24 protein-coding genes are annotated in these 25,644 nt (G+C 33.8%); 15 read left to right on the top strand and 9 right to left on the bottom strand.

Going from position 1 to position 25,644, the window contains the following annotated elements:
- The first annotated feature begins 130 nt into the window (after nt 1-130).
- Nucleotides 131-1,690: an amidase gene (locus NG806_RS04735; RefSeq protein WP_261512140.1), complete on the top strand. Its 1,560-nt coding sequence runs from the start codon at nt 131-133 to the stop codon at nt 1,688-1,690.
- A 230-nt stretch (nt 1,691-1,920) separates the two neighbouring features.
- On the opposite strand, the gene NG806_RS04730 is transcribed toward NG806_RS04735, so the two are convergent.
- Nucleotides 1,921-2,841 (bottom strand): pseudouridine synthase, encoded by a 921-nt coding sequence (locus NG806_RS04730; RefSeq protein WP_261513167.1) that lies wholly within the window; start codon nt 2,839-2,841, stop codon nt 1,921-1,923.
- Between the two features lie 431 nt (nt 2,842-3,272).
- Here NG806_RS04730 and aroB point away from each other — a divergent pair, with 431 nt between their 5' ends.
- The 5 genes from aroB to NG806_RS04705 all read left to right on the top strand — a co-directional run bounded on the left by aroB (nt 3,273) and on the right by NG806_RS04705 (nt 8,167).
- Nucleotides 3,273-4,319 (top strand): 3-dehydroquinate synthase, encoded by a 1,047-nt coding sequence (gene aroB / locus NG806_RS04725; protein WP_261512139.1) that lies wholly within the window; start codon nt 3,273-3,275, stop codon nt 4,317-4,319.
- Nucleotides 4,320-4,800: 481 nt separating this feature from the next.
- On the top strand, nt 4,801-5,445 hold the full coding sequence (locus NG806_RS04720; protein WP_214825142.1) for a porin family protein: 645 nt from the start codon (nt 4,801-4,803) through the stop codon (nt 5,443-5,445).
- 154 nt (nt 5,446-5,599) lie between these two features.
- Nucleotides 5,600-6,157 (top strand): porin family protein, encoded by a 558-nt coding sequence (locus NG806_RS04715; RefSeq protein WP_261512138.1) that lies wholly within the window; start codon nt 5,600-5,602, stop codon nt 6,155-6,157.
- A 146-nt stretch (nt 6,158-6,303) separates the two neighbouring features.
- Nucleotides 6,304-6,864, top strand: a complete 561-nt coding sequence (locus tag NG806_RS04710) for a porin family protein (RefSeq protein WP_261512137.1) — start codon at nt 6,304-6,306, stop codon at nt 6,862-6,864.
- Between the two features lie 595 nt (nt 6,865-7,459).
- The gene (locus NG806_RS04705; RefSeq protein WP_261512136.1) at nt 7,460-8,167 is read left to right on the top strand and encodes a porin family protein; all 708 of its coding nucleotides are present in this window, start codon (nt 7,460-7,462) and stop codon (nt 8,165-8,167) included.
- A 114-nt stretch (nt 8,168-8,281) separates the two neighbouring features.
- Here NG806_RS04705 and NG806_RS04700 read toward each other — a convergent pair whose 3' ends face one another.
- From NG806_RS04700 to NG806_RS04675, 6 genes are all read right to left on the bottom strand, one after another.
- Nucleotides 8,282-9,229 carry a glycerophosphodiester phosphodiesterase family protein gene (locus NG806_RS04700; protein WP_261512135.1) on the bottom strand — a complete coding sequence of 316 codons (948 nt, stop codon included), beginning with the start codon at nt 9,227-9,229 and terminating at the stop codon, nt 8,282-8,284.
- A 186-nt stretch (nt 9,230-9,415) separates the two neighbouring features.
- On the bottom strand, nt 9,416-10,909 hold the full coding sequence (gene purF, locus NG806_RS04695) for an amidophosphoribosyltransferase (RefSeq protein ID WP_214825166.1): 1,494 nt from the start codon (nt 10,907-10,909) through the stop codon (nt 9,416-9,418).
- 127 nt (nt 10,910-11,036) lie between these two features.
- On the bottom strand, nt 11,037-11,756 hold the full coding sequence (gene purC, locus NG806_RS04690) for a phosphoribosylaminoimidazolesuccinocarboxamide synthase (protein ID WP_034686328.1): 720 nt from the start codon (nt 11,754-11,756) through the stop codon (nt 11,037-11,039).
- Nucleotides 11,757-11,789: 33 nt separating this feature from the next.
- Nucleotides 11,790-12,485, bottom strand: a complete 696-nt coding sequence (locus NG806_RS04685; RefSeq protein WP_261512133.1) for a DUF3307 domain-containing protein — start codon at nt 12,483-12,485, stop codon at nt 11,790-11,792.
- A gap of 1 nt (nt 12,486) precedes the next feature.
- On the bottom strand, nt 12,487-13,092 hold the full coding sequence (locus NG806_RS04680; protein WP_214825172.1) for a SatD family protein: 606 nt from the start codon (nt 13,090-13,092) through the stop codon (nt 12,487-12,489).
- A gap of 197 nt (nt 13,093-13,289) precedes the next feature.
- The gene (locus NG806_RS04675) at nt 13,290-15,167 is read right to left on the bottom strand and encodes an endonuclease (RefSeq protein WP_261512130.1); all 1,878 of its coding nucleotides are present in this window, start codon (nt 15,165-15,167) and stop codon (nt 13,290-13,292) included.
- A 193-nt stretch (nt 15,168-15,360) separates the two neighbouring features.
- Between NG806_RS04675 and NG806_RS04670 the strand changes: the two genes are divergently transcribed.
- The 9 genes from NG806_RS04670 (at nt 15,361) to NG806_RS04630 (ending at nt 23,768) form a co-directional block, all read left to right on the top strand.
- Nucleotides 15,361-16,500, top strand: coding sequence for an acyl-CoA dehydrogenase family protein (locus tag NG806_RS04670; protein WP_214825178.1), 1,140 nt, complete (start codon nt 15,361-15,363; stop codon nt 16,498-16,500).
- A 15-nt stretch (nt 16,501-16,515) separates the two neighbouring features.
- Nucleotides 16,516-17,013, top strand: a complete 498-nt coding sequence (locus NG806_RS04665) for a DinB family protein (protein ID WP_214825181.1) — start codon at nt 16,516-16,518, stop codon at nt 17,011-17,013.
- A 203-nt stretch (nt 17,014-17,216) separates the two neighbouring features.
- Nucleotides 17,217-20,147: a reprolysin-like metallopeptidase gene (locus NG806_RS04660; RefSeq protein ID WP_261512129.1), complete on the top strand. Its 2,931-nt coding sequence runs from the start codon at nt 17,217-17,219 to the stop codon at nt 20,145-20,147.
- A 406-nt stretch (nt 20,148-20,553) separates the two neighbouring features.
- The gene (locus NG806_RS04655) at nt 20,554-21,264 is read left to right on the top strand and encodes a glycohydrolase toxin TNT-related protein (RefSeq protein ID WP_214825185.1); all 711 of its coding nucleotides are present in this window, start codon (nt 20,554-20,556) and stop codon (nt 21,262-21,264) included.
- Nucleotides 21,265-21,274: 10 nt separating this feature from the next.
- Nucleotides 21,275-21,694, top strand: coding sequence for a hypothetical protein (locus tag NG806_RS04650; protein ID WP_214825187.1), 420 nt, complete (start codon nt 21,275-21,277; stop codon nt 21,692-21,694).
- Between the two features lie 227 nt (nt 21,695-21,921).
- A complete protein-coding gene (locus NG806_RS04645; RefSeq protein WP_214825189.1) occupies nt 21,922-22,389 on the top strand; it encodes a pyrophosphohydrolase domain-containing protein in 468 nt (155 codons plus the stop codon).
- A 3-nt stretch (nt 22,390-22,392) separates the two neighbouring features.
- On the top strand, nt 22,393-22,959 hold the full coding sequence (locus NG806_RS04640; protein ID WP_214825191.1) for a thioredoxin domain-containing protein: 567 nt from the start codon (nt 22,393-22,395) through the stop codon (nt 22,957-22,959).
- A 3-nt stretch (nt 22,960-22,962) separates the two neighbouring features.
- The gene (locus NG806_RS04635; protein ID WP_214825193.1) at nt 22,963-23,568 is read left to right on the top strand and encodes a DUF4230 domain-containing protein; all 606 of its coding nucleotides are present in this window, start codon (nt 22,963-22,965) and stop codon (nt 23,566-23,568) included.
- Nucleotides 23,569-23,579: 11 nt separating this feature from the next.
- On the top strand, nt 23,580-23,768 hold the full coding sequence (locus tag NG806_RS04630) for a hypothetical protein (RefSeq protein WP_214825196.1): 189 nt from the start codon (nt 23,580-23,582) through the stop codon (nt 23,766-23,768).
- A 68-nt stretch (nt 23,769-23,836) separates the two neighbouring features.
- Here NG806_RS04630 and leuB read toward each other — a convergent pair whose 3' ends face one another.
- Nucleotides 23,837-24,961, bottom strand: a complete 1,125-nt coding sequence (gene leuB / locus NG806_RS04625) for a 3-isopropylmalate dehydrogenase (protein ID WP_261512128.1) — start codon at nt 24,959-24,961, stop codon at nt 23,837-23,839.
- The gene (gene leuD, locus NG806_RS04620; RefSeq protein WP_214825200.1) at nt 24,951-25,550 is read right to left on the bottom strand and encodes a 3-isopropylmalate dehydratase small subunit; all 600 of its coding nucleotides are present in this window, start codon (nt 25,548-25,550) and stop codon (nt 24,951-24,953) included. Before leuD ends, leuB begins: the two co-directional genes overlap by 11 nt.
- Nucleotides 25,551-25,644: the final 94 nt, after the last annotated feature.

Below are 25,644 nucleotides of genomic sequence, written 5' to 3'. Positions count from 1 at the left end.
TTAAATTTCAAAAAATATAAAAAAGCGCAGTAAATATTTACTGCGCTTTTTGCTTAAATAACCTTGAAATTTATAAATCATTAAACACATCATTATAAGATAATTATCTACATTTGGAAAAATCTCTTCAATGAAAAAAGTTATTTTGTCAGCAGTATTTTTTAGTGCATTTTTAGCAAAAGCCCAAAACTCGCCTGCCAATGAATTTAAATATTTGGAATATGATATCCAAAAGATTCAAAGCTTATATAAAAGCAATAAAACTTCTGTAAAAGAAGTGGTTGAGGCATATTTAAAACGAATTAATGACATCGACAAAAATGGAGTTCAGTTAAATTCTATAATTACTATAAATCCCGATGCCCTTAAAATTGCGGACTCTCTTGATCATCTTGATCCAAAATTAAAGGACAAACCTTTATTCGGAATTCTTGTCTTATTAAAGGATAATATTGATACACACGATAAAATGCCAAATACAGCTGGTTCTTTAGCTTTAAAGAATTCGTTCCCTTTACAGGATAGTTATCTGGCAAAAAAATTACGGGAAGCAGGTGCCGTGATCATTGGAAAAACAAATCTCAGTGAATGGGCTAATTTTCGGGGTATGAAATCTACGAGTGGCTGGAGTGGTCTTGGTGGATTAACCAAAAACCCTTATATCCTGGATAGAAATACCTGCGGATCTAGTGCCGGTTCCGGAGCAGCCATTTCAGCCAATCTTGGTATTATTGCCATTGGAACAGAAACCAATGGATCTATTGTCTGCCCTTCCAGCCTCAACGGAGTGGTAGGACTGAAACCTACAGTAGGCTTAATTTCAAGAAAAGGGATCATTCCAATTTCAAGCACCCAAGATACACCCGGGCCAATGGCCAGAACAGTAAAAGATATTGCAATTAGTCTCGGAACAATAGTCGGTGAAGATAAAAACGATATTAAGACAGTGGGGTCCAGTCAGTTTTTACATAAAGATTACACGAAATTTCTAACCTTAAATGGACTTAAGGGTAAAAGATTCGGTTATATAAAAGGGATTACCAATGGTGCCAGCAAAAAAGTAGATGAATTATTTTTAAAAACCTTACAAAACTTAAAAGATCAGGGCGCTATTATTGTAGAGATAGAAAAAGAGCTTATTTCTGAGGAAGTACAGCAGAAATCTTTTGAACTGATGGTTGCAGAATATAAAGATGGACTTAATGATTACTTTCAATCTTTAGGAAAGAATGCTCCAATAAAAAATATAGATGAACTGATTGCTTTCAATAAAAATAATAAAGAAGAATTACAATATTTTGGACAAGAGTTTCTGATACTTTCAGCAAAAGGAGATGGAACAAAAGACAAAAATTATGCAAATGCTGTAAAAGTAGCTAAAGAAGGAAGTCAGGATAATGGAATTGATTTCGCAATGAAAAAATACACATTAGATGCCATCATTGCCCCAACCACCACAGAAGCCTGGAAAACAGATTTAAAAAATGGGGATCATTATTCGTATGGAAGTGCAGATGCTGCTGCTATTGCTGGATATCCAAGCATTACTTTACCTATGGGATATGTTGATGAACTACCCGTTGGTATTTCATTTTTTGCCGAAAAATGGCAGGAAGGAAAATTGATTACTATGGCTTATACTTTTGAACAGAGTAATCCACAACGAAAAGTACCTCAGTTTTTAAAATAAAAATAAAAACTCCGGTTACAAAAAACTATTATCATTAATTGAAATGGGCTTCTTTATCACACTCTATTGATGACAATTTATGTTTATAACAGAACTAGAAAAACAAAACAGAAGTCAAAATACAGTACAAAAAAAAGCGTGGTCATATTTGACCACGCCTGTATTTTTAAATGCTATGTTGTTTTGGATCCGATTAAAAGTCTTAATTCATCACTCAAAACAGATAACTCTTAAAGCATTTTTAAGTTGTTCACCTCTAATTCTGAAAGAATTCTCCAGTGTCCTCTTTTGATATTTTTCTTTGTCAATCCTGCAAACATCACTCTGTCTAAGGCTTCAACTTCGTATCCTAATCTTTGGAATATTCTTCTGATAACACGGTTCCATCCAATATGGATTTCAATCCCAACCTCATTTTTAGGTTTCCCTTCGATATATGAAATTTGATCTACCACTGCTACACCTTCATCAAGACGAATACCTTCAACAATTAGCTTCATGTCTTCATTGGACAATTTTTTATCCAATGTTACATGATAGATTTTTTTAGCATCAAAAGATGGGTGAGTTAGCTTCTTTGTCATGTGTCCGTCATTAGTAAGAAGAATAACCCCCGTTGTAGAACGGTCCAATCTTCCTACAGGAAAAACACGGTAAGGAGAAGCATTAGCAACAAGATCCATTACAGTTTTTCTTGCTTTGTCATCTTTCGTTGTAGAAATATATCCTTTAGGCTTATTTAAAAGTACATAAACCGGTTTTTCAGGAGTGATGTTTTGCCCGTCAAAGATCACTTTGTCACTTTTCTGAACCTGGTAGCCCATCTCAGTAACTACTTTTCCGTTTACTTCTACCAACCCTTGTATGATCAGCTCATCAGCCTCTCTCCTGCTGCATATTCCTGAGTTTGCGATGTATTTATTAAGACGGATCGTATCCTTATGAATATCTTTTTCGATTTTGCTTAATCTTCTTTTCTGTACAAAAGATCTTGCTTTGTCTTCATCTCTTTCATTTCCTGCAGAAGCTCTTCTGCCATACTTTAAGCTGCCTCGCTCATATTTATCTCTACTGTCGAAACTTTTTCCGCCTCTTTTTGGAGCTGGTTTCCCGTAAGTCTTTCTTTCTCTGCTTTCGCTTTGATTAGTAATATAAGGTGGTCTCTCAGATTTTGGGTTACGATCTTCATCTCGGCTTTCAAAATTTGTTTCACCTCTCCTAGAATCAGGTTTTTTAAAAGGTCTAGAGCTGCCATCTGTGTCTCTATCACTTCTACTGAAAGGCTTTTTCTCAAATTTTGAATTGCCACTTTCATTTCTATCTTTTTGTCCAAAACTTTTGTCACCGCTTTTCGAAAATGGTTTTTTGAAAGGTTTTGATTCTGAAGAATTTCCAGATTTAGGAGCACGAGAACTGCCTGAATTTCTAGTTGAAACTCTGGGTCTTTTAGGTTTTCCTGAATTATTATTGTCTCTGCTCATTCTAAATATTTTTGCAAAGATAGTAATTTAGTTATGAGTTAAAAATTAAGAATCATAACTTTGCGATATTGTTTTACAATTAATTATATATTATTCCGGAAATGATAACACTATTAAATGATCAGTTTTCTCAATTAAATGCTTTTTTACATGGAAAATCTTTCAGTAAAATCTTTATATTAGTTGATGAAAACACTCATGAATACTGCCTTCCTGTTCTTTTAGGCAATATGGAAACGGATTTAGGTTTCGAAATTTTGGAAATAGAGGCAGGCGAAGAAATGAAAAATATTCAGACTGCCAATCAGCTTTGGGAGATTTTAACGGAAATGCAGGCCGACAGAAAAGCATTGGTTATTAATCTTGGTGGTGGTGTTATTACTGATATGGGTGGTTTTGTTGCTTCTACTTATAAAAGAGGCGTTCAGTTTATTAATATCCCTACTACCCTTTTATCAATGTGTGACGCTTCTATAGGCGGAAAAACAGGAATTGACCTGATGCATTATAAAAATATGGTGGGAACATTTACATTCCCTGAACAGATTTTTGTATACCCACCATTTTTGGAAACCCTTCCTTTTAAGGAATTAAGAAGTGGTTTTGCTGAAATGCTGAAACATGGTTTAATTGCTGATAAACTGCATTGGGATAATCTGATAAAAATTCAAAAACTTGATGTAGAAGCATTACTTCCTCATATTCAGACCTCCATGGCTATTAAACAGGACGTTGTTGAGCAGGACTTTCATGAAAAGAATGTTAGAAAAACACTGAACTTCGGCCATACTATTGGTCACGCCATCGAAAGTTCTTGCCTGGAACAGGGAAATCCTATTCTGCATGGTGAAGCTGTTGCTGCAGGAATGATTTGCGAAGCACATCTTTCTCATCTCGAAGGCTTGATCTCAAAAGTAGACTCAAAAATGATCATTGATAACGTTAGAAGATACTATCCTTATTTAGATATCAGTGACTTTAAAGATGAAGATCTTTCTGCATTATTACTGAATGATAAAAAGAATACCGAAAAGAAAATTAATTTCTCCCTGCTTTCAGGAATAGGGTCATGTGTTTATGATCATGAATGCAGCCAGGAAAATATAGAAAAGTCTCTTCATTTTTATAGAAAACTAAATGATGCCTAAAAGCTTTTTGAGAATATAAAGTAGAATCCTGATTGTAAAAATCGGGATTTTTTTATAGAATTTATTTGAGCATAGTGAAAAGATAACACCAATACATGGACTTCTAACGGACATTGAACCCTATTTATCATATATCACATAGATCAGCATTAACCTTTCATACAATAAGTAAAGTCTAAAAGGATTTATTAAAATAGCAAGTGATTTTCGCGATTACTAGTATTTTTTTTACAAAAATTAAGGTATAGTTAAATTTAAGTGATTTTTAAGTTGTGTTAAACAAACATTTGTTTAATGTAAATTATCATCTGATAATCAATGATTTGAGTTTGGATCATGATCATTTCCTTTGTTTTAGCCTACCTGATTTTTGTCATATTTCATTCTTTGGCATCCAATTTGAAAGATACTCCCCGTCAACGGAAAATTGACAGTAGTAAAATTTAAAATTAAGAAAGTAAAATATTAAAAAATTAAAGTTATGAAAAAGTTAATTTTAGGATTAGCAGTAACTGCAAGTTCATTCGCATTTGCTCAGCAAACAACATCAACTTCTACTTCATCTTCAAGCCCAGTTACATTTGGTGTTAAGGGAGGTATGAACGTTTCATCTCTTTCTAAAGATAATGGTTTGGATGATCAAAAATCTAAAATAGGTTTTAATGCTGGTGTATTTGCAAATATCCCAATTGCAAGTTCTTTCAGTATCCAACCTGAGGTTCTTTATTCTCAGTATGGTAATAAAACTGATTATACTGTATTAGGTACTAAATATTCAGCTTCAACAAAATTAGATTATATTACTGTACCGGTAATGTTCCAGTATAATTTTATTCCTAATCTTTATGTAGAAGCAGGACCTGAATTTGGATTAATGGTTAGTGCCAAAAATAAAGTGAAAAATGAAAGTAATGGTAACTCATCTACGACCGATAATTATAAAGATAATTTAAATACCTTTAATTTTGGTATTGGTCTAGGTGCAGGATATTACTTTACTCCAAACTTTGGTGTTACAGCAAGATATGTAGCAGGATTAACAGATGTAGCTAAAAACAGACCTAGTGGATCTGATGCAGTAAGAAATAATGTATTCCAGGTAGGTTTAGCTTACAAATTCAAATAAGCTTAAGAAACACATTCAGATAACAAATTTTGATTTCAATAAAATGGTTAGATTTACTGGTTAAATCTAACCATTTTTCATATATTTTCAATAGTTCTACTCCATTGGTAAGGTACTTGCTCCGATAGTTTAAATTTTAAAAAAAATTTAAACTATGAAAAAATTATTACTAGGTTTAGCTGTCATTTCAAGTTCTTTATTCTTTGCTCAGAAATTTGGAGTAAAGGCAGGTCTCAATCTTTCAACGATCAATACCAGTGATTCTAAAGCAAAAGCAGGATTTTATGGTGGCGTCCTTATGAACGTTCCTGTTGCATCCCATTTTAGTGTTCAGCCAGAAATCTTATACAACGGTATAGGGACTAAGGTTAAAGGGGATAATGATCTTCAAACCAACTTGAATTACATTTCAGTTCCTGTTATGTTTCAATACAACCCTACTCCACAATTTTATCTTGAGGCGGGTCCTCAATTTAGCTTTCTGATTGATTCTAAATTTAAAAATGGCTCAACGTCAGTAGACGGAAAGGATTATATTAAAAGTTTTGACTTTGGAATTGGTATCGGCGCAGGATATTTTTTTATCCCAAGCCTTGGTCTTACAGCAAGATATATAGCTGGTGTTGGAGATGTTATCAAAGAAATTGGAGGTATGCAACCTAAAGGAAAAAATAATGTTTTCCAGATAGGATTAGTGTATAAATTCAAATAAACTTCAGAATTAAATTTTGAATTTTTATAAAACAACTTAGGTTCCAATCATTAATTTTAAGAAATTACATGTATATTTTAACTATTTTAACATTTTTTGGCAAGAAATTTGCATAAAATAGCTAAGATTAAAAAACAAATTAAACTATGAAAAAATTATTATTAGGATTAGCAGTTGTTGCAAGCTCGCTAACATTTGCTCAAACATTTGGAGTTAAAGCCGGTCTTAACATTTCTACGGTTTCTGGTGATGATACTAAAGCAAAAGCTGGATTTTACGGAGGTGTTTTAATGAACGTCCCTGTTGCTTCAAGTTTTAGTGTACAGCCTGAAATATTATATAATGGGATAGGAACAAAAGAAGATGGAAATGGTAATGGAAAGTTGAATTTAAGTTATATTTCAGTTCCGGTAATGTTCCAATATAATGCTACCCCACAGCTTTACCTCGAGGCAGGACCGCAATTCAGTTTCCTGATCGATTCCACTCTTAAAAGACAATCCGTATCAGTAGATGTTAAGGATGCTCTTAAAAGTTTTGATTTTGGTATAGGATTAGGTGCAGGATATTTCTTTACCAAAAACATTGGTGTTAATTTAAGATATGTAGCAGGTGTTACTAATATTACTAAAGAAGTAAATGGTTTTCAAGCTGATGGAAAAAATAATGTATTCCAAGTAGGTCTTACTTACAAATTCAACAAATAACACTGTTTTAATTACGGTATAACCGGTTAGATTTACTTAAATCTAACCGGTTTTTTATTCTATAAGTTGACATTCTTTTTATTTTCATTAATACTCTATTCTTCTATTCTCTCATATTCTTTTAAAACCACTGTACATTGTTTCATGAAGATCTGTGATTTGATACTTCTATTATAAGAATTAACAGATAATCTTTATATTATTTAATGCTATTTGTTTTATTAAAATGTAATAAAGTAACCATAAATGATAAGTAAATAAAGTATTTGGCATCGTAGATTTAAACATTAAACTATAACATTTATAAGAAAAAGCATGGCAATGATCGATGAATAAAGATAATATTAAAAAATATTTCAAAAAATGCACATATTTTTTTTCAATTGAATTTAACTTAAAAATTTAACCAAACAATTGAAATTAACTAAAAAAATCCCCCTCAAGTGTAATATTGAAGATTGTTTTAAATAGGCGCTTCTTGACATATCTTACTGCAAATCATCAAATTATAATTATGGCAAGCCTTTTGCAAAATACATCGAGTCTGAATGAATAATCCAGGCGAAAAGAAATAGTAAAATTAAAAAATTAAATTATGAATAAGTTATTTCTAGGACTAGCAATAGTTGCTGGCTCATTAGCTTTCGCTCAAGAAACACAAACGACAACGACTACTATTACCACCGTTAATAAGGAAAAGGAACCTATTAGATTTGGTATTAAAGCAGGGGCAACTTCTGCTTATTTCAGTCAGCAAAAATTAAGTGCAAACAATCAGAAAATAGGATTTAATGCAGGTGCTTTCGTAAATATCCCATTATCTAAACAAATTAGTTTACAACCGGAGGTATTGTATAACCAATTAGGGGCAAAGAGTGTTCTTTCTTCTTCTGAAGTTACAACAGGTGCTACAACTGTAAAAAGACAGTCGGATTTTAAAACTACATTGAATTATATTTCAGTTCCATTAATGGTACAGTTTAAACCAGTAGATAATTTTTATTTCGAAGCTGGTCCTGAGTTCAGTTATTTCATCAACGGAAAAAACAAAGGTGAAACAACTGTTACAAGTACTACAGCAGGTGTAACCACTACTCAGAGAGAATCTACTTCTGAAACCATTGATAAAGATAACATCAACAAATTCAATTTCGGTTTAGGTATTGGTCTTGGTTACTACTTTACTCCTAATTTAGGAATTAACGCAAGATATGTTAACAGTTTAACTAAGATTGATAATAACCGACCTGCAGCTGAAAACAACAACAGAGCATTTCAGTTAGGTTTGAACTATAAGTTTTAATAACCACAACCAATTTTTTAACCATAAAATGCAGCTTTTTGCATTGTAAAATGGCTGGAAGAACTTCTTCCAGCCATTTCTATTGAATCAAGAAAGTAAAAATAAGGTAAAAGTTTATTCAAATATTCGTGGATCATCACTAATCAATCCATCTATTCCCATACCTTTTAGTTCCTTTAATCTCTCTTTAGTATTAACGGTCCATGGTATAACTTTCATCCCCATTGTATGGCATTCCTTCACCAATTCAGGAGTAACAAGAGACTGATCCGGACTGTAGATAGTAGGAATAAAGCTTAGAAACTTCATATCTCCGGATACACCATTAAGATGATTCGGGTATAGTTTGAATTTCTCTGCTGGTATGTTTTTAAAGTAATACTGTTGTTGTGCGATCTTTTTATCATCAACTTTTTCAACCAGTAAAGCCGTCATTATTTTAGGATATTCTTTATGGATAATTTCAAGTGTTCTTGGATCAAAAGATTGAATAATAACGCGATCTTGAATCTTTTTTTCTAAGATAACCTTCATCATCAGATCCACAAATTCTTTTGGTTCAGGGTGAAAGATATTATCAGAGAAAGGACGGGTTTTAGTTTCTATATTATAGAAGGGCAAAGGTCTTTTCAACTCTCGGGAATAAGTCTCACATGCATCTATTACCTCTGAAAAAAGAGGTTTCTGTACCTTCATTTTCTTCTGATCAGGATAATTGTCAAGTTTTTTTAAGCCTACATCAAATGTTTGAATTCTCGCATAAGACATATCATAAATTTTATAGTAAAAACCAGAGTCTTTGGGAATATAGGTTCCATCAGGCTTTGTTACCAGTTCAGGTGAAAGAAAAGCATCATGGGAAAGAATTACTTTTTTATCCTTTGTAATGGCTAAATCCATTTCAAGTGTGGTAATACCCATTTTTAATGTATTCTTCATAGCCGGGATTGTATTTTCCGGGTATAAAGATTTGCCTCCACGGTGTGCCTGCTTATCGAAAGATTGAGCAGAATACAATTGAACAAATACAAGAAAAATAGCTGTGAAAAATGTGTGTTTCATATCCTGAATTTTCATTTTACAAAATTAAAACTTACTTGTACACTATGTAATACAGGAATATTAAGCTTTTGCTACATTTATATGAAAAAACAAAAAAGTTGAGCCCTCAAGTTTGGATTTATGTTTTACAGAATAAGAAAGGCCAGATAATTATATCTGACCTTTTTTTTTATTTAATGTAAACAATTAATTAAACAGTTCTAATTCCTCTCCTTTTGCTACAGGATATTCTTCTGTAAAACATCCAAAGCAATGATTAGAAGAACCTAAAATCTCCTTAAGATTGTCGGTACTTAAAAACTCTAAAGAATCAACTCCTAAATAATCTCTAAGCTGTTCTGTTGTCATATTTGCAGAAATCAGATCATCTTTAGACGGTGTATCAATTCCTAAATAACAAGGTGCGATGATAGGTGGTGAAACACTTCTAAAGTGGATTTCTTTTACACCGGCGTCTTTTAAGATCTTAACCAATCTTTTGGAAGTAGTACCACGGACGATAGAATCGTCGATGATCACTACCCTTTTTCCTTTGATCTCAGAAATGATAGGATTCAACTTTAAATTGACAATCCTTTCTCTCATTTCCTGAGTAGGAACAATGAAACTTCTACCAATATATCTGTTTTTGATCAAAACTGGACGGAAAGGTATTCCTGATGCTTTAGAAAAACCAATTGCAGCTGGTACTCCAGAATCTGGAACTCCAATTACTAAATCGGCATCTACAGGTGCTTGCTCCCAAATTTTCTCACCAGACTTTTCTCTGATCTCATAAACATTAATATTTTCTAATGTAGAGTCGGGTCTTGCAAAATAAATATATTCAAAAGAACAGATTCTCTGTCTTCCTTTATCATTAACCATATAAGAATGTAATCCAGTTTCATTCTCATTCGTATATACGATCTCTCCAGGTAAAATATCACGGACATATTGTGCTCCAACAGCATCAAGAGCTACAGATTCAGAAGCTACTACATATGATTTCTCATCAATAGCTCCTAATACTAAAGGTCTGATCCCATTGAAATCTCTGAATGCAAAGAATTTATTTCTCGTCATTCCTACTACAGAATAAGCTCCTTCGATCTTTTCCATAGTTGCTTTGATTGCTCCTCTTAATCCTAAATCAAGATTTTTTTGAATTAATCTCAATATTACTTCAGAATCAGAAGTTGCTCTGAAAACAACTCCTTCAGCTTCCAATTCAGCTTTTAATTCTTTCGCATTGGTTAAGTTACCGTTATGTGCAATCGAAAGTATAATCTGGTCATATTCGTTTTTCGCGAAAAATGGCTGAAAATTGTACTTCTTTTTGTCTCCTGCAGTGGTATAACGAGTATGCCCTATTGCAGAATTTCCCATAAAAGCTTCAGGATTCTGAATATCTTTATAAACATCTAAAACCAATCCCTCATCTTTCATATTGTTGATCCTTCCGTCTTTCAGAACGGAAATACCACAAGCTTCCTGGCCTCTGTGCTGTAATGCAAAAAGCCCGAACTGAGAAAGAGAGAACGTATCCAGATCATTATCAGAATATAATCCGAAAATCCCACACTCCTCATTGGGAGCATCAAGTCTTTCTTCTTCATTCGTTCTGAAAAGATTCCTACCGTAGGCCTGGTTTTTAAACTGTTTTAAATATTCACTTTTATGAATGTCTAAACTTTCCATTTTTTCTAAATATTAGAAGTTAGATCTTAAAATTAAGTCTAAGTTAACTTCAAATTATAATTTTAAACTTTTCTGTAATGAATAAATCAGAGGCTATTATACAGCATCTGAGATCTACTGACTGAAATTATTTACCTAGTAAAGTTTTCAATCTGTTATAAATTTCAACGTACGCTTCAGTTACTTCTCCTAAGTCTCTACGGAAACGGTCTTTATCCAATTTCTTCATAGTGTCCTTATCCCATAATCTACAAGTATCTGGAGAAATTTCATCGGCTAAGATGATCTCACCATCTGAAGTTTTACCTAACTCGATTTTGAAATCTACAAGGATGATATTCATCTTATCAAATAGATCGATCAAAATTTCGTTGATATCTGAAGTTAACTCATACATCTCATCAAGTTCTTCATAAGTAGCTGCACCTAAGAAAACAGCATGGTGATCATTGATTAGTGGATCTCCTAATTCATCCTTCTTATAACAGATGTCAAAAATAGTTACCGGAGATTTTATTCCTTCTTCTACCCCTAATCTTTGAGCCATACTTCCTGCAGAATAGTTTCTTACAACCATTTCTAAAGGAATAATGGATACTTTTTTTACCAATTGTTCTCTTTCGTCCAATTGTTTAATGAAATGAGTTTTAATCCCTTTTTCATTTAAATACTCAAAAATCAAAGTAGTGATCGCGTTGTTCATTTCGCCTTTCAGATCAACTTGTCCTCTTTTCTGAGCATTAAAAGCGGTAGCATCATCTTTAAAACGCACTACTACTTGATCAGGATTATCGGTAGCAAACACTTGTTTAGCCTTACCTTCGTACAACATTTCTTTCTTTTCCATTTTCTAAATTGTCTTTTATAGTTAGATTTATAATTATTTAATTAAAATTCCTGTTAGAACAGCCATTCCAAAACTTAAAAGTGTGCCGACGAGTACATACTCCGTTAACTTTCGTTGTTTGGCCTGTGCAAGATCACTGAATCTGAAAACAGATTTTGCAGCAACCATAAAACCTACGCCTTCCCAATGATTCACTAAAATAAAAATGAATACCAGTAGACGTTCCAAGATCCCTATATATTTTCCGGCACTCGTAAGAGATTCGGTTTGTATATTGTTTTGTGCTTCAGCAACCGGAGTCCATGAAGACAATAATATTTTAATGATAATAGATGATGGAGTCGTTAAAAATAAAACAGCCATCAATACTTTTAAAAAATCCTGATTTTCTAAAATTTTAAGGTCGAATTCCTTAAAATAGAATGAAACTCCAACGATTACCAAAACATGAAGGAATTGATCAATAAAAAACCATCTTTTTTTTGTTTTTACATTTTGAAAACTTAGCTTACATACATCAATAATAAAATGAGAAACTCCCACTAAAATAGCGACCCACCAAAGCTGCAGATCCCAAAGGAAAATGAAAGTTAAAACAGTATGAATAAGAATATGTAAGTATAAATATTTGCTTTTCAGCTTACGATTTTCTTTATCAGCAACCCATGAATTTGGCTGAAGAAGAAAATCTCCGAGTAAATGTGCCAATATGAGTTTAGTGAAAATCATTTTACAGTTCTGAAATTTTCTTTCTAAAATATTGATTAGTTTCTATAATAAGGTCATAATTTGCACGTTTTAACCTCTGGCTTACCGAGGATTGTGAGATGGCAAATTTTTTGGCAAGATCTTCCTGTGTAATATCTTGATTCATGATCATTTCATGAATAATTTCGGCTGTAGCCATTGTCCAGTTATCAAAATCCTTGGATGACCACTTCAAGAGCATGTTAAGATCTCTGTCCACCGCCTCATTAGAAGTCTTAATAGCAACAGTATCTCCGTCACTCTTCAGTCCATTAAGCAGTCTTCCGGAATGTACATATGCCGTTCCATTGGATTCCGTAATTTTTTCAGATGAAAAATTTTCTTCACCGATACCGATGGCCATTCTTACATCTAAATTTTCCTGACTTTTTATAATAGATTTTATGGCAAGAAAACGCCAGAAAACTTCATCGATAGTACATTTGAATTGGAATTCGTCACCTCTGTAAATTTCCCATGTTAGGGGTGAGCTTCCCCAATTCTCCAGGAGATTCTTTAGTTTGGTGATCCAAACTTCTGTGTCTGCATGTTGCGAATTTATAATATCACCGGTAATGACCGCTATCATTTTGCAAATATAAGCATAATTACTTATAAATAAAAGATATAAGCAGAAACACTTATAGATATTAATTATTAGTGAATCTGCTTATATCGATTATCTCTAAAACAGAAGATTTTACGGGATTTAGAGATTATAAAATAAACGTGTAAAATCTATTTTCATTATATTTTGTTATCCTAAAACAGGTATCTTCTTTAAAATTATTTCTTAATAAGCTTATATGTTTTGTCATCTAACTTCAACAAATATATTCCTGGCTGTAGATTTTGTACTGAAATATTGGTCTTGTTTTTAAATGGCAGCTTTTCAGTAATAATGCTTCTTCCTGACCAATCTATGATTTGAGCTATTTTTATATTTTCTGTTTTTCCACTTACAAAAATACGATCCTGTACAGGGTTTGGATAGATTTTGAATGTATCATTTTCAACAAAACGAATATCAGGTGATGCAGACAAAGTTCCCAGATCCTCACAATAATTACTGGAATGAATATCCCATTCATTAATATTAAAAGAATTTGTTGGTTGATTAATACTTGCTTTTCTATATAAAGAGACATTACCCAGCACTGAAAAATTAGATTGAGATTTTATTCCGATGGCATCAACTGTTGCTGACTTATATCGCAATTCAAGGTATTGACTTCCAGAATAGGTCATTTGAGGAGCTGCTGTAACAAATTTAGCTTCGTCATTTGTATAGCATGAAAAATTAGCATTTGGATTTAACAAGACAAAGGCTTCATTATCTTGAATAATCCCTTCCAATTCGTAAGGTGCTGGAAAGTAATAATTGTTTGTGCTCGAAAACTGAATTGACAACCTATAATCACTTAAATTAACCGGATGTCCGGTTCTGTTTGTAATTTCTATTGCTTTATTATCTGATGTTCCTTCTAAATATTTAGAGATAAAAAGGTCTTTTGCATAGACATCAGAGGCAAGTGTATTTACAGAAATCACATTACTATCCGGCGAAAGTAAGTACCCATTATCGTATGCCTTTACGGTAAAAGAATAATTTGTAGAAGGTAAAAGATGATCAATGCTTATAGAAGTACTTTTTGTAGAAGCGACCAGTGTTCCATTTTGATAGATTTTATATCCAATAACATCTGAGCTTGAACTTGGCAGCCAACTTAGCGTTGTAAAATAAGTACTTATCTGAGTTGCGTTAAAATCAGATGGAGCCTGAGGAGCAACATTATCCGGGGTTTGATTCCAAATAGCATTTACCCATTGTGGATGATCTATAAATGGATTTCTATTCTTCTGGATTGCATACACCGCATTATTTCTGTCAATTTCTCTTTGGGAAACAGGATCTTGTGTATGCCATTGAAGCAACATTGCAATATAAGCATCGTCAAAAGCCTTTTCCTCAGTACCATTTAAAGGATTGGTGTCCGAGGCTGGATTTGAATTATTATTAAAGTTAAAAGCACCTAATTTCCCTTCATATCGGACAGCAAAATACAATAGACTTCTGGCTACATCTCCTTTAAACTCATCAATAGGTTCATAAACACGACCTGTATATACATAATTAGGAATGGCACTTTTTCCAATCTTTGAGGAATTGGTAAATGTATAAAATACATTAGAAGGTGTGGTCATAGAAATCCCGTAAGGATAATTACTTCTTAACTGATTGATTCTCGCATCAGTAGGAACAACATAAAACAGATCGGAATACATTGGATAGTTGCTGTAAAAAGTACTTTGAGGCATCATATGCTCCCGATTCCACCCTAGTCCTTCAGCAGATGAACTTCCTATTAAATTAGCTGTTGTATACTCGTAAGCATCAGGGCCTGTCGGGATTTCAGAGTACATATCCAATAACAAAGTGGTATTGCTTGCGTCATGATCATAATATACATCCAGATCAGTCTGATTATAATAATTGGTAAGATCACCATAATGCCAACTGATATTCTTTGCTGAAATAATATCATGCAGTTTCGACTTTAGAGCGTAACCCGTAAGCCCGGTTGTTCCGTCATAATATCCAGCAGGAGCTTGTGCGAAAATAAAAGACGAAAATAAAATGACAGGAAATAAAAGTTTTTTCATATTTAAAATTAAAGCTTTAAAGTAGAGAAATAATTCATTTACAAAGGTCTCCTGATTATTAAAAAAATATTAAATCTCCTGTTGTAAAAAACTGATAATTAAATTATTGCAAATGTAATATTGTCGCCGGAACAATTATTTTTAGTATTTCCACAATTTAAGTATCTTTGAGCACTAACTATTTACTTATTATATGAATACAGAGATTATTGAGAACATTAAAATGATAGCAGAAACAGCGAAGGAATTTGCTGAAAAAAATATCAGACCCAATATTATGGAGTGGGATGAGAGCCAGACTTTTCCAAAAGATTTATTTCATCAGTTAGGAGAAATGGGCTTTATGGGAATTGTTGTTCCTGAGCAGTACGGAGGTTCTGGGTTAGGTTATCATGAATATGTTGCTATCCTGGATGAGATTTCTCAAGTAGATCCTTCTATCGGACTTTCTGTAGCAGCACACAATTCTCTTTGTACCAATCATATTTATGAATTCGGGAATGAGGAGCAGAGACATAGATGGTTGCCTCAGTTAGCAAGCGGAAAAGTACTTGGGGCTTGGGGATTAACAGAACATAATACAGGTTCAGATTCAGGAGGGATGTCTACAACTGCTGTGAAAGATGGTGATGAATGGATCATTAATGGAGCTAAAAACTTTATTACTCATGCTATTTCAGGAGATATTGCCGTAGTAATGACAAGAACAGGAGAAATTGGAGCTAAGAATAACTCTACTGCTTTTGTTTTAGAAAAAGGAATGCCAGGTTTTACTTCGGGAAAAAAAGAAAACAAACTGGGAATGCGTGCTTCCGAAACAGCAGAACTAATCTTTGATAATGTTCGTGTACCGGATTCTCATCGTTTAGGAGAAGTTGGAGAAGGATTTAAGCAAGCTATGAAAATTCTTGATGGAGGAAGAATTTCTATCGCTGCTTTAAGTTTAGGAACTGCAAGAGGTGCTTATAAAGCAGCTTTAAAATATGCTAAAGAAAGACATCAGTTTGGAAAATCAATTGCTAGTTTCCAGGCTATCAACTTTATGCTTGCTGATATGGCAACTGAAATTGATGCTGCAGAACTTCTTATTCAAAGAGCTGCAACATTGAAGAATGCAAAGCAAAAAATGACAAAAGAAGGTGCTATGGCAAAACTATATGCATCTGAAGCTTGTGTGAGAATTGCTAATAATGCGGTTCAGATCTTTGGAGGTTACGGATATACGAAAGACTTCCCAGCTGAAAAGTATTACAGAGACTCTAAACTTTGTACCATCGGAGAAGGAACTTCTGAGATCCAGAGATTAGTAATAGGAAGAGATATTACCCAATAATTTAATTCGAATACCATGATTAAACAAGCCCTTTTAGGTGAGTTTTTACATGAAGCAGAAAATAGCAGAAGAATTTTAAAAGCCATTCCTGACAGTGCTCTGGATTGGAAACCTTCAGAAAAAAACTGGACCACAGCCCAATTAGCGTCCCATATAGCAGAAATATACAACTGGTATGGATATACATTCAATCAGGACGTTTTTGACATGGGAGTGTATCAGTATGATAAAGGAGATATTTCCAAAGCCGAAAATATTGTCGCTAAGTTTGAAGACAACGTTGCCAAAGCTCAACAAGTTTTAGAAAACTGGGATGAAAAGACTTATCTTAATGAATGGAAAATGGAAATGCACGGAAAAATATTCTTCCCGCCTACTCCAAAAGTTCAGGTAATTAGAGGTTTTCTGTTTAATCATTTGTACCATCATAGAGGTGAATTGGTTGTCTATTTAAGATCAACGGGAAATAAAATTCCCGGAATATACGGACCCACAGCAGACGATAGAATATAATTTTAGAATTATTTCACCGATAAATGAATAGCACACGTATTTTATGTGTGCTATTTTCTTTTTTTGATACAATACAAATTACCGCATATTCAATGTATCGAATAATATTTTAAATCAACTTTCAAAAATCTTCTTAAAAAATTTTGTTTTTCGTAATGAATTTTTTATTAGCTTTGATATTCCACAATCAAAATAAATATTTTATGAAAAAACAATTAACTCTGATCGGAGTGCTTTTTATGACGGGCATTTCTTTCGCGCAGACTGATCGTCTCTGGTCTCAAAGCTCACAAAAAGCATCTACAAATGTTTTTGAGAACAAAACCAGCATTAGTGATCCCAAAGTTTACACTCTGGATATTAATGGCTTAAAGAATGTACTTTCAAGAGCTCCTAAAAGACTGTCAGTTGGAGAGAAATCAGAAATCATCGTTTCCTTCCCTAATTCTGAAGGAAAGATGGAAAACTTTAAAGTAAGAGAAAACTCAAACTTTGATCCTCAACTGGCAGCCAGATACCCGGATATCAAATCGTATGTTGGTGAAGGTTTAGGAGATTCTAATTCCACTGTCTATTTCAGTATTTCTTCATTAGGGCTTTCTTCTATGGAAATCTACGGTGATAAATCAGCTGTTTTCATTGAACCCTACACAAAAGATCTATCCACTTATGTTGTTTACAAAAAATCAGACAAAAAAGATGATCTCAACAAATTTGAATGTACTGTAATTGATGTTGCTCAAAAAGGGATTGACAACACCAATCTTGCAGCCAGACCAAATGCGGATGATGCAAAATTAAGAACCTTCAGACTGGCTCTTTCCTGTACAGGAGAATACACCACTTATTTCGGCGGTACAAAAGCCAATGCTTTAGCAGCAATGAATAACACAATGACCCGTGTAAACGGTGTCTTTGAGAAGGATTTTGCAGCAAGAATGGTTCTTATCTCTAATAATGATGCTGTAATTTATACCAATGCTTCCACTGACCCATATTCTGCAGCATCCGGAATGAGCAGCTGGAACTCACAACTTCAAAGTACTTTAACTTCCGTGATTGGTGAAGCTAATTACGATATTGGCCACTTATTCGGTGCTACCGGAGGTGGAGGAAATGCCGGCTGTATTGGCTGTGTATGTACAAATGGATCTAAAGGAAGTGGGTACACCTCTCCTGCAGATGCAATCCCTTCTGGAGACAACTTCGATATTGATTATGTAGCTCACGAAATGGGGCATCAGTTTGGAGGAAACCATACATTCTCTATGAGTAATGAAGGAACAGGTGCCAATATGGAACCTGGATCAGGATCAACTATTATGGGATATGCAGGAATTACTGCCCAGGATATCCAACCCCATTCCGATGCTTTTTTTCATGCGATAAGCATCCAACAGATTACCAATAATATCAAAGCTAAAACCTGTCCGGTAAGTACTGCAACAGGAAATTCAATTCCAACAGCAAACGCAGGTTCAGACTATACTATTCCTAAAGGCACACCATTTATGCTGACAGGAACGGGTACTGATGCAAATGGTGATTCTTTAACGTATGTTTGGGAGCAAATGGATAATGCATCCTCCTCTCAAACAGGAGCCAGCTCTGCAGCAAGTGCAACAAAAGCTTCAGGTCCTACATTCAGATCATGGACTCCAACTACTTCGCCAACAAGATATTTCCCTAGAATGGCTTCTGTATTAACTGGTGCTACCACAACGGCAGGATCAGAAATTACAGTTGAAGCATTATCTAATGTAGCCAGAGCTCTGAACTTCAGATTTACGGTTCGTGATAACAGAGCTGGTGGTTCAGGAAATAATTCTGACGACGCTGTGATCACAGTAAACGCTACTGCAGGACCATTCAGTGTTTCTTCACAAAATTCAGCAACAACATATACGGGTGGAACTTCTCAAACGGTAACATGGAATGTTGCAGGAACTACTGCCAATGGAGTGAATGCTGCTAATGTAGATATCCTTTGGTCAACTGATAGTGGGAATACATGGACTACCCTATTAGCCGGAACTCCAAATGATGGTACTCAAGCGGTGACTATACCAAATGCTTCTACAACAACTGGAAGAATTATGGTTAAAGGTTCCGGTCACATCTTCTTTGATGTAAATAATGCCAACATTACTGTAAACGCTGGATCTGGAGGAACAGATGTTATAGCTCCTACAGCACCTACCCTTGCAGCTTCTGGAACGACTTCTACAACTACCAATCTTTCATGGAGCGGAGCTACAGATAATGTAGGAGTTACAGGTTATGATGTATATCAGGGAGGCTCATTAATTGGCTCTACTGCTACTACTTCGTATACAGTAACAAGTTTAAGTCCAACCACTACTTACAGCTTTACAGTTAAAGCAAAAGATGCGGCAGGAAACACTTCTGTATCTAGCAATTCTGTAAGTGTAACTACTCTTGGAGGAGGTACTGTAACCTATTGCTCTGCATCTGCAAATAATACGGCTGATGAAAGAATCGGAAACGTAAAATTCGGAACCATTAATAACAGCTCTACAGGAACTGCAGGATACGAAAACTTCACTTCTGTTTCTACCAATGTAACAAGAGGAAGTGCTTATACAGTTTCTATAACTCCAGTATGGACTTCGACAGTTTACAGTGAAGCATACGCGGTGTATATCGACTATAATCAAGATGGTGACTTTACTGATAGCGGAGAGCTAGCCTGGACAAAATCAGGATCTACTACAACGCCGGTAACAGGAAGTATTACAATTCCGGCTTCAGCAACTTTAGGAGCAACAAGAATGAGAGTAATGATGCAATATAGCTCTATTCCATCATCATCTTGTGGAACTTACACCTATGGACAGGTTGAAGATTATACTCTAAATATTGGTTCTTCAGGAAGAGGAGATAAGCTTAATACTCAGGAATTATTGACTGAAGTTAAATTATATCCTAATCCGGTAAGAGATATTTTAAATATCTCAAATACAACATCAGAAGAATATAAGATCTTCGATATGGGTGGAAAACTAATCAATTCAGGAAAACTTGAAAAAGGTACTGTAAATGTGAGTCATCTTATAAAAGGTGCTTACATGATTCAGATTGGCGAAATCGCTAAGAGATTTATTAAAAATTAATTATTTATAATTAAACCTTGTGAGGGCCGTCTAGAAATAGACGGCCTTTTTTATTGCAAATTATAGAATCCAGTCTTTAAAATGTAAAATATTATCATAAATTACAGATACTAATGAATTTAATTTATAAATAATATTTTATTTAAATAAAATATTTAATATTTAAGTTTTTTTGATTAAATTTATCATTCAGTATTATTCTTTTATTGTACCGTTTACCCAACTTGTATTTAAGGGAGCATCAGCTCTTTTTTTGACGGTAAATCACCTTGCCTATTTCTTTGATCCTGCTTTAAAAAACACGTGCAACAACCTTGTTGGCAAGGAAATACCTTCTCAAATTGATGCTACATGCAACCCTTCAAATAATACTCACTCAATTTTTACATTTAAAAAACTATTAACTATGAAACATTTATTTAAGTACATCTTCTTCTTAGCTATTGCATTTTTTTCAATTGCCTGTAGTTCTGACAGAGATGATGAAATCGACAACACAAATGGAGTCACACATGTGTTCTACAAAAATGCTGATGAATTTGCTTTAACATATGATACAGCTGGGCTTGTTAATCAGACGATTAGAAATCAGGCATTTGATTTATACAAGCAAGGTAAATGGAGCGAACTGGAAGCATTATTTAAAGCCAATAATTTAAATGGTGGATGGCCACCTGCAAATGGAGGATACAATATCGTAGATGATGTTTCTTTTCAGGCTGGACAGAAATTTGACAGATACAGCGGAGCTATTAATTATAACGGAACTGGAATTCCAACTTTAGGGGGAAGTTTTACAAGTCCCATAGTAAATGGATATGTTTACACCTTCTCACAAAGAGCATTAAATCAACCTGAAAATGCTTATGATTTTTATTATGAGATCGATGTTTTAAATAATTCATTACCTTTCAAATCTCAAACAGCAGATGTCATTCCTTGGTTCAATCAAATAGGTGGCGGTAAGCAAACGATGTGGAAAATTCCTATAGATCCTGCTACCGGTTATCAGAAAACATGGAATAAATTAGCTGCAGAAGGATATGTGAAAATCACTATTAAAAAGAGTCCAAGTGGTCACTATAATAACTTAGTAGGGACGGTTATTCAGCAATAAATAAACTCAAATGTATTCAATATCAAAAAAAATAAACATTGGTGAAAAAGTTCCTGTTGATAAGGATATTTTCACAAATGATGAAATCACTCCGGCAGCTGTAACCAATTTCACCTGTTGCGAATGTGGCCATAAAAATACCATTGAAATAGTCCCATATCAATCAGGTTTTCCAATCCTTCAAATTTATAATGAAGATAAAGTATTATCAAAAAATGAATTATTAAAGAATGGAGCTGTTGCTGAAACTTCACAAGGCATGTTGCATTTTGGAGCATTAACGGTAAATAACTTACCAACTTTATATTTTGGAACTGACTGCTCATTTTGCCATTCAAAATATTTTTGTGTATTTAGTTACGGAGAAAAGCAACCTGGATTAACGGTCTTAAACATTTCAGGAATCTGGAGATATGAGAATTTAGAATAGTCGATCCTACACGATCAACAAAGTCTTTTTTATATACTATAAGAGAGGCTGTCTGATAATAGGCAGCCTTTTTTGTTTAATTAAAAGTTGAAGGCTAAGATCTTAGAAATTAAAACCACATAAACATAATCTATTACTCTCACCACTAAAATCCAGTATTTAATATCTTGCATCTGACTTTAATTTTTCAAAATCCTTTTCTATCTTTGCTTTAAATAAAAAAATTCATGGATAAAATTGATAGTCTGAACCAAGTAGCAGAATTCCATACTACTTTTAAAGCCCCTATTTTAGAAACCCCACAAATCCCTTCTCAGGAAAGATGCAGTCTTAGAGTTGAACTTTTACAAGAGGAATTAAATGAATTAAAACAAGCTATTGCAGATAATGATATCGTAGAAATTGCTGATGCTTTGTGTGATCTGCAATATGTTTTGAGTGGTGCTGTTCTGGAATTTGGACTTGGCAGTAAATTTGTAGAGCTATTCAACGAAGTTCAGCGCTCTAATATGTCAAAAGCTTGCGACAATGAAGAACAGGCAAATGAAACAGTTGAGTTTTATAAAGAAAAAGGAGTAGAATCTTTTTATGAAAAGTCAGGAGAAAAATTCAATGTTTACAGACAGGCGGATCATAAGGTATTAAAAAATAAATACTACTCTCCTGCTGATTTAAAAACGATCATCGACAAATAAAATATGAAAAAATTTATTACAAATATTGTTGCCATTTCAAGTCTCGTTTTGGCTGCCCAACAGTTCAATGCTCAAAAAGTAGTGATGAACCGTGAGGTAGAAACTCAAAAAGACGGGAAAATGCTTTTGGGAAACCAGCTAAAAGAACAATTTCTAAAAGAGCCTTATGCCGATTGGTATGTGAAAGAGCATGATGAATATGCACTTGACCAGAAAGCCATCGCTGAGCTGAAGAAAGCCAAAATAACCTCTTATAATATTACTGTTTTCATGGGAACCTGGTGTGAAGACAGCCATAGGGATTTCCCAAGGCTAATGAGGATTTTAGAAGAAGTGAAATTTCCTGATAATAAGCTGACTATTATTGCTGTCAATCGTAAGAAAGAGTCTCCATCGGGCGAAGAAGGTCTTTATAACATTCAAAAAGTTCCTACGATCATTGTAGAAAAATATGAAAAAGAGATTGGGAGAATTATAGAAATGCCTAAAACAGGTTATGTTGAAAGAGATTTGGTTGACATTTTGAAAAAAGATGACAAATCTGTAATTCGGGAAATATTTAAAAAATAAATATTGAAAAATAATAAACTAATACTATCATTTGCAGCAGGAATTCTTGTCATGTTATTCCTGTTTTTTGGTCTTAAATCGTGTTTTAATTTTGGTGGAAAAACGGAAAAATCAGATTATTATATTCTGACCAACCAGATTTCTAAAATGAATAAAATGGTGGTTTTAGAGCAGAATACTTCCAGCATGCAAAAAACGAAAATGGGTTATGAGGTATTTGGAAATGAAGTTTCAAGTAACAGCATCATTACCTATACCAAGACCAATGCTCAGGTTTCTTATGATCTTAATAAGATGAAAATGGAAGTTGATTCTATCAATAAAAAACTGATCATTACTGAATTGCCAAATGCAGATGTCAGAATTACACCAAGCGTAGAAATACAGTCTTTGGATGATTCTTTTTTAAATAGAATTACAGAGAAAGATATTAAGAATGTCACTCAGAAAGCAAAAGATACAGCCATTAAAACAATTGATGAAAATCGATTAAGAAATGAGGGCCGTAAACAGCTTATGGAAAATCTTAATAATATTTTCGTTTTGGCAAAGGCTTTGAATTATACCATAGAAGATAAAACAGGTCAACTAGGTATTTTAGCACTTTAAAACTTAAAGCTATGAATAATTCAAAAGACAATAACAAAAAGAAAGAATCTACAAACGCTGCAGAGTCGAAAAAACAAAATGAGGATTTTCCCAATATCCCGGCGTCCTCTAAGAAGACTAATCCACCGGATATTGATAAAGAAGATATTGAAAAATCTTCTAAAAATAAAACCGGAAAAACAGATAATACTAAACAGTAAAATATGAATAGTCTGCTTCAAAAGAGGCAGACTATTTCAATATAAAAAAAATAAAATCAAACTTCTCGTTATACAATTGTAGATTTTCCGATCTTAATATTCTCAAAATTATAATAAGATTTCTCAGAAAACTTAATATAATCAGCAATAAAATCCCCTACTTCACTTGTAGAATAAGGCTGCTTGGCATTAAGATCAACGGTTACATATTTATTCTCAATAGCATGTTCCACAGATTCCCTTAATTTATTTGCCGCCTGTTCCAATTGCAGATAATCAAGCATCATGGCTGTACTCAATATCGATGCGATAGGATTGGCAATTCCCTTTCCTTTTGCCTGCGGATATGAACCGTGTATAGGTTCAAACATCGCATTAGAATCACCTATAGAAGCTGAAGGCAACAATCCGATCGAGCCTCCTATTACACTGGCTTCGTCGGAAATAATATCACCAAACATATTCTCTGTTACGATAACATCAAATTGTTTCGGATTAAGAATTAACTGCATTGCAGCATTATCAACAAACATAAAATCCAATTGAACCCCAGGATAATCCTGAGCAACCTCTTTACAGATCTTTCTCCACAATCTTGAGGTATCCAACACGTTAGCTTTATCAATAAGTGTTACTTTGTTTTTCCGCTTTTGTGCCTCCTGAAAAGCCATATGAACAATTGGAATAATATCTTCTCTGCTGTATTTGCATACATCATATGCGTAAGCTCCTTTTTCTTCGGTAAATTTCTCCCCAAAATAAATCCCACTTACCAATTCCCTGAAAATCTGAATATCTGTCCCTTCAATGATCTCTTTTTTCAAAGGACTTTTCTCAATCAGTGAGGAATATGTTTTTAAAGGTCTGATGTTAGCAAAAAGCCCCAGCTCTTTACGAAGTTTTAGCAGGCCTTGCTCAGGTCTAACCTTAGCATCAGGGTTATTGTCGAATGAAGGATCTCCGATAGCTCCGAAAAGAACTGCATCTGAATCTTTACAGAGCTCCAGTGTTTTCTCCGGTAGCGGATCACCAGTCTGATAAATAGCTTCGGCTCCTACCACTCCATATTTGAACTGAAAGTTGCACTGGAAAACTTCTCCGATTACTTTTAAGATTTTCACACTTTCATTAACCACCTCCGGACCAATCCCGTCTCCGGGAAGAACCGCTATTTTGAAATAATTATTGCTCATAAACTTTTTGTGTTTTTAATTCGAATTCTTTTATTGTGTTTTTTTTACTGATTAAAAAATCAATATCATCATATCCATTCAGAAGGCAGATCTTTTTGTAAGAATCAAGTTCAAAGCATTCAGTTTTATTTTTAAAACTAATCGTTTGCTGCTCCACATCAATAATTACTTCCTCTTCAGGATTCTCTGTAATATCTTTTAGAATATCTTTTAAAAAATCCTCCGAAACTTTTACGGGCAATAATCCGTTATTTAAAGCATTTCCTTTAAAAATATCGGCAAAATAACTTGATACAATCACCTTGAAACCAAAATCAGTTAAAGACCAGGCTGCATGTTCACGACTGCTTCCACAACCAAAATTATTACCTGCGACTAGAATTTCTCCTTTGTACTGAGGTTTATTTAAAATGAAATTAGCATTCGGTTCATTGGTATGAACATCATATCTCCAATCCCTGAACAAATTATCTCCGAATCCTTTTTTGTCTATACTTTTCAGAAATCTTGCAGGAATGATCTGATCAGTATCTATATTTTCTACAGGCAATGGAATTGCACTGGATTTTATAATAGTTAGCTTTTGCATTTGTTTGGTTTAAAATATTCTAAATGAAAGACAATTCTTTTTATGTACATTTTTAAAAGCTGCTTTTGAGAAAATAATTATTCAATTCTTACAA

Origin of the sequence: Chryseobacterium paludis (assembly GCF_025403485.1) — a bacterium.
GTDB lineage: Bacteria > Bacteroidota > Bacteroidia > Flavobacteriales > Weeksellaceae > Chryseobacterium > Chryseobacterium paludis.
Note: the sequence above shows the minus strand (reverse complement) of the source record. Positions and strands in the feature narration are given on the sequence as shown.